General features: G+C 69.7%; 2 protein-coding genes. Both read left to right on the plus strand.

Translation table 11 applies throughout. The annotated features are described in order from the left end of the window. Positions 1–122 precede the first annotated feature (122 nt). A complete protein-coding gene (locus tag ACPYOG_RS19145) occupies positions 123–452 on the plus strand; it encodes a hypothetical protein (RefSeq protein WP_481295725.1) in 330 nt (109 codons plus the stop codon). A 63-nt stretch (positions 453–515) separates the two neighbouring features. Then, entirely contained in the window at positions 516–836 is a 321-nt protein-coding gene (locus ACPYOG_RS19150) for a hypothetical protein (protein WP_481295726.1), read from the plus strand. The last annotated feature ends 413 nt before the right edge of the window (positions 837–1,249 follow it).

The raw sequence follows: 1,249 nt of genomic DNA on the forward strand, positions 1-1,249 counted from the left end.
CCCCCCCCCCCCCCCCCCCCCCCCCCCCCCCCCCCCCCCCCCCCCCCCCCCCCCCCCCCCCCCCCCCCCCCCAACAACACCCCCCCCCCCCAGATTAGCGAGTGTCTCGTGGGCTCGGAGATGTGTATAAGAGACAGTCGTGTAGTCGATCGGTGGAGAGCTCTGCGGACGCGCAACGCCACCACGTCGAAGGGGTCCGCGGCGGTGACGAAGATCACTTCCCAGCCGAGCTCGACGAGCCGCTCGCGCCTGTGGATGTCGTTGCGGAAGACGGTTTGATCGACGCGGTGGTGATCCCCGAGGTACTCGACTGCGACGTGAGCGTCGGGATAGGCCAGATCGATCATGGCTTCGATCCGCTCACCGTCATCGGACCGGATCACATGGTTCAGCGCCGGCGTGGGGAGCCCGGCGTCCTCCAAAGCGATCCGGAGGCGGGACTCTTGCGGTGAGAGGGAGCCGTACCGGATCCGATCGAGGGCGAGGCGCAGTGTTCGTACTCCACGGCGTCGGCCATGACGCCGCACCGCCGCCTCGAGGTCGTCCCGTGCAAGCGGCGGGGGTGTGCCAGAATACGGCTCGTCACCGGTGATGAGATAGTCGCCGATCGCGACCAGGTCGGCGAGCGGCAGCCGCGAACTGAGCTGTGCCCACGCATCCTGTGCCGCAATGACGCGCAAGCCTTCGACGAACGTCCAGCGGTGGTCGTCCGGCGTGAGCTGGTGGGAGAGAACGCCGCGCAGCCGGGGCGGCCGACAGGGCTCGAATACGGCGACCTCCACGTCGGTCGGTTCCGCCCAGCGGGGCAGGGGCATCCCGTGGATGACGGCAGCTGACCGATGACTGAAGAGCGCATCCCCGGGCAGCACGACCGAGGCCGCGCGGCAGCGCGCGAGATGGCTGTCGGGCGGGGTTGCGGTGCGCATGCCGTAGAAGGGACGGTGGAATCTCGTCCCGAAGACCGCCCGCCACGGCACGCCGTCTCTGAGCAGTTCACTCGTCCGGGTCCCGTTCTCGTCCATCCCCCCAGCCAACCCTGACTGCGTACCCTCCGCCCCCTTATCCACAGCCCCACCGTCGAGTCCGCAAAGACTGCACAGGACACGCCGCCGTACCGTGCAATCTCTGTCTCTTATACACATCTCCGAGCCCACGAGACACTCGCTAATCTAGGGGGGGGGTTTTTTGTTTGGGGGGGGGGGGGGGGGGGGGGGGGGGGGGGGGGGGGGGGGGGGGGGGGGGGGGGGGG

This window comes from Leifsonia sp. HAY1-4F (genome assembly GCF_056755275.1).

Excerpts from the sequence above, each read along its gene's own strand:
- ACPYOG_RS19150 (WP_481295726.1), top strand. The coding sequence starts at position 516 with ATGACGCCGCACCGCCGCCTCGAGGTCGTCCCGTGCAAGCGGCGGGGG.